The organism is Hyphomonas sp. (assembly GCF_040882205.1).
Classification (GTDB): Bacteria; Pseudomonadota; Alphaproteobacteria; order Caulobacterales; family Hyphomonadaceae; genus Hyphomonas.
Genome location: NZ_JBBEBT010000220.1, coordinates 1 through 3104, shown reverse-complemented (window position 1 = coordinate 3104; position 3104 = coordinate 1). Strand labels below are relative to the sequence as shown.

Genomic DNA, 3104 nt, shown 5'->3' with positions numbered 1-3104 from the left:
CACCACCATGCCGGCATGTTCACCGACAGCGACGAGCTAGCCGCTGAATTGACCAGGGCCGGCCTCGCCGAGGGCGAGCGCGTGTGGCGCATGCCGCTCGGCGCGGAGTATGACGTTCAGATCAAGTCGAAGTTCGCCGACATGCGCAATATCGGGGGACCGGCTGCCGGCTCGATCACGGCGGCGCAGTTCCTGAAGCGCTTCGTCAAGGACGGCGTGAAATGGGCCCACCTTGATATCGCCGGCGTCGCCTGGGTCGAAGGCGAGAAAGCCCCGACCGATCCGAGCTGGGCGTCTGGCTATGGTCCGCGTCTCTTGTCGCGCTGGATTGCAGATAATTATGAATAGCCCGCAGGCACCGCTCACCCCCATGCAGCCGGGCGTTACGGGAAGTGGCGGGCCCGATCCCCGCTTGCGCTGGGATAAGCGGCGTGAGGGATGAGCGAAGCCCTTCGCCCCGAATGGTGGTTTTACCACCTCTCGCGCTCGGCGCTCGAGGTGGCGGCGCCGCCGCTGATGCAGAAATGCCTTGAGGCGGGATGGCGCGTCCTCGCCGTCTCGACGGACCTGCAACGGCTGGCGAAACTCGACGCCGCGCTGTGGACCTTTGACGACACGTCTTTCCTCCCGCACGGTCAGGCCGAAGCGCCTGGCCTCGACGCGGCGCGCCAGCCCGTGCTCTTGTCGGCCAAGCTGAAGAACGCCAACAATGCCGACGCGCTGGTGCTGATGGACGCCGCCGATGCGCCAGTCGAGGCGCCGTTCAAGCGCTGCATGGTGATCTTCGAGGACGGCGACAAGGACACCCGCGCGCGGGCGCGTGAACAGTTCAAGGCGGCGAAGGATTCCGGACTGGTAACGCGCTATTTCCAACAAACCTCCGCAAGCGGATGGAAAGAGGCGGGGGTTTAGAGGGCGGCGGTTCAGGGTGGCCCATCGTTCGGTTTCGCACAGGATGAGCGCGTTTTGTTTGGTTGGCGCAAGATCGCCAAACCATGTTGCTCATCCTGCGAAGTCGAAGGGTGGGCCAGGCAGGCAGCCCTTGAGAAAACCTTCAAACCTTCTTCAAGAACTCCGACTTCAGCCCCATCGCGCCAATCCCGTCGATCTTGCAGTCGATGTCATGGTCGCCGTTGACGAGGCGGATATTTTTTACCTTCGTGCCGCGCTTCACGACGAGCGATGAGCCCTTTACCTCCAGGTCCTTGACCACGGTTACCGTGTCACCGTCCGTGAGCGGACCACCGACCGGGTCGCGGACGTGAACCGCGCCCGCCTGCGCGTCTCGGCCCATTCATGCCCGCACTCGGGGCAGATCAGCATGGCGCCGTCCTCATAGGTCAGCACGGATTCGCATCCGGGGCAGGCGGGAAGGCCGGTCCCGCGCGGGCCGCCGCCGCGGGATTTCGTAAGCACAAGGCAGAGTTTCGCTATAGCGGCATTGATGGCGGCGAGAAGCTCAGGGATCGTGCTGTATATCAGGAGAAGTTCGCTCAGCAGTCGGATGATCTGAGCGTTCTCCTGCCGCTTGCCGAAGCTGGTGATAAGGAAGCAATCTGGGGCGTTTATCTGGTGCATTCGGTTGCACACAAGTACCCCGGGATCTGGGACTGTCTGGCCAGGTCCATAAAGGCCGGCGATCCGCGCACCATCGTCGAATCCTCGCGCCGGCGCACGAGGTTGACGAGGTACGAGGCTTGGGAAAACGGGAAACCGAACGAATGGCTTGAAATGGCGGCAAGCCTCGGCGATGCCGACGCCATGAACAGTATGGGCAACGCTTATGCTTGGTACTCACACGATCATGCCTCTGCCCATCAATGGTACAGGAAATCGCATGAAGTCAGCTCGCCACTCGCTGAAGTCGGGATGTATTTGTATGGCGACGCGGCCGCGCTGAGCTATCTCAAAGGTGCCCAAAATCACGATGGTGCGGCCGCTTACCGCCTCGCGAGGTACTACCTGCAAGGTGACTGGGACGCACGTAATACCGCCGAGTATGAGCGTTAGCTTGAGCAGGCCGCCAAGTTGCGAAATGTTGATGCCATGTATGAATGGGGCATACTGAGGGACAATGCAGACTGGATTGCCGATGCGGCAGCCAGGGGACATGCTGCGGCAAAGGTGGAGGGTGACAAACGGCGTGCATTGGCGCAGGCGCAAGCCGGACGCCTGATGGCGGAGCGCACAGCGGAAACGCGTCAGTTTGCTGAAAATGTCTTCACGGTGCTGCGGTCAGGGTCCATCTAAACAAAGAACGGCATTGCAGATGACAGTCTTTATACGGCGCTTCAGTCGGCACAGGCCGATGCCGAGCGGGAGTTGATCCGGTTCGAAAGCGCCCGCCGGGTTGCTGCCTGCAATAAGGAGGTGGGGGCGGCCTCTGGTTATCGCCCTATGACAGTGACGCCCTGCGTGCCACAGGCGCGCTACAAGACCGAAAGCGACTACCGGCAGGACCACCGGGAATACAAGGACCAGCTGGTTGCACGGATACGCGCGGTGACCGAGCCCTCATCGCTGGCTACCTACCTGGCCCGCAGCACCAGTTTCGAGCAGCGCAAAAGCGCCATGCGTTTGCCCTCGTCGCTGGTCAGTTCGCAGTCCCAGAACTATGTGTCACGGCGATATGGACGGACGTGGCCTTTGCGAAGATGCGGCCTTCGGGGGCTGCGGCGAAGAAGCTGGATTTCAGTTCGATGGTCCTGAAGCCGGTTGCGCCGTCCTTTAGACTGGCGGCAGCGGCGTAGCCGCAGAGCCAATCTGCGAGCACCAGAGCGCCAGCGTGGAGGAAGGCGTTGGGGCCGTGGTGGTTACGCTGGATGTCGAAATGGCCTTCGAAGCCGTCGCGCGAGGCGCGGGTAACGACCATGTTGATACTGCCAAGCAGGGCGGCCTCCCTGCGCCTGGTGAAGGCCTCGGGCGTGATCTCACTGTCTGGCAGCATTTAGGTCATGGGCGTCTGCATTTGTTTTCGGAACTAAGGACAATCTGATTAAATAGCGGGATTTATACGCGAACCGGTTCAGTGTTTCTTCTGATTGAGGGAGGCTCACCATCAAGCAGATGCTGTTTTCGGCAGCTGGGTTTGACCTTTACGCCAG

4 protein-coding genes and 2 pseudogenes are annotated in these 3104 nt (G+C 61.4%); 4 read left to right on the top strand and 2 right to left on the bottom strand.

Annotation, left to right across the window (positions count from 1 at the left end; genetic code table 11):
* A pseudogene (locus tag WEA77_RS09330) lies at positions 1-348 on the top strand (leucyl aminopeptidase); the annotation flags it as partial.
* 90 nt (positions 349-438) lie between these two features.
* Positions 439-912 (top strand): DNA polymerase III subunit chi, encoded by a 474-nt coding sequence (locus tag WEA77_RS09325; RefSeq protein WP_368067603.1) that lies wholly within the window; start codon positions 439-441, stop codon positions 910-912.
* Between the two features lie 142 nt (positions 913-1054).
* On the opposite strand, the pseudogene WEA77_RS09320 reads toward WEA77_RS09325, so the two are convergent.
* Positions 1055-1416 (bottom strand): annotated as a pseudogene (locus tag WEA77_RS09320) (zinc ribbon domain-containing protein YjdM).
* Between WEA77_RS09320 and WEA77_RS09315 the strand changes: the two are divergent.
* Both WEA77_RS09315 and WEA77_RS09310 read left to right on the top strand, forming a co-directional pair.
* Positions 1297-2010, top strand: coding sequence for a hypothetical protein (locus WEA77_RS09315; RefSeq protein ID WP_368067604.1), 714 nt, complete (start codon positions 1297-1299; stop codon positions 2008-2010). The pseudogene WEA77_RS09320 and the gene WEA77_RS09315 overlap by 120 nt on opposite strands.
* An 18-nt stretch (positions 2011-2028) precedes the next feature.
* A complete protein-coding gene (locus tag WEA77_RS09310; RefSeq protein WP_368067602.1) occupies positions 2029-2250 on the top strand; it encodes a hypothetical protein in 222 nt (73 codons plus the stop codon).
* Between the two features lie 343 nt (positions 2251-2593).
* On the opposite strand, the gene WEA77_RS09305 is transcribed toward WEA77_RS09310, so the two are convergent.
* The gene (locus tag WEA77_RS09305; RefSeq protein WP_368067601.1) at positions 2594-2947 is read right to left on the bottom strand and encodes a PaaI family thioesterase; all 354 of its coding nucleotides are present in this window, start codon (positions 2945-2947) and stop codon (positions 2594-2596) included.
* Positions 2948-3104 lie beyond the last annotated feature (157 nt).

Bases quoted from the DNA above. Each gene is read 5' to 3' on its own strand.
- WEA77_RS09305 (WP_368067601.1), bottom strand. From the start codon at position 2,947: ATGCTGCCAGACAGTGAGATCACGCCCGAGGCCTTCACCAGGCGCAGG.
- WEA77_RS09315 (WP_368067604.1), top strand. From the start codon at position 1,297: ATGCCCGCACTCGGGGCAGATCAGCATGGCGCCGTCCTCATAGGTCAG.
- WEA77_RS09325 (WP_368067603.1), top strand. From the start codon at position 439: ATGAGCGAAGCCCTTCGCCCCGAATGGTGGTTTTACCACCTCTCGCGC.